Below are 440 nucleotides of genomic sequence, written 5' to 3' on the forward strand. Positions count from 1 at the left end.
GTACGCGGCGCTCGCGCCCGACGTCCTGATCTCCACGATGTTCGACGACGCCGGCACCCTCTGGTACGTCCCCGAGGCGTCCAAGGACAAGATCGCCAAGCTCGCGCCCAGCGTCGGCATCTCCGTGTTCGACCGTCAGCTCACCGGTCCGCTCCAGCGGATGTGGGAGCTGGCCGAGTCGCTCGGCGCCGACATGACGGCCGCGAAGGTCACCGAGGCCAAGAAGCGGTTCGAGGCGGCCTCGGAGCGGCTGCGCAAGGCCGCCAAGGCCAAGCCCGAGATCAAGGTGCTGGTCGGCTCCGCGAGCCCCGAGCTGTTCTACGTCTCGGGCAGCAACCTCTCGATCGACCTGGAGTACTTCAAGGCCCTCGGCGTGAACTTCGTGGAGCCGACGGAGGCGGCCAAGAAGGCCACCGGCGGCTGGTTCGAGAGCCTGAGCT

At 68.2% G+C, this 440-nt stretch carries 1 pseudogene; it reads left to right on the plus strand.

The annotated features are described in order from the left end of the window. Positions 1-440 (plus strand): annotated as a pseudogene (locus LPA54_RS39145) (ABC transporter substrate-binding protein); the annotation flags it as partial.

It is taken from the genome of Streptomyces sp. DH12 (assembly GCF_020873895.1).
GTDB lineage: Bacteria > Actinomycetota > Actinomycetes > Streptomycetales > Streptomycetaceae > Streptomyces.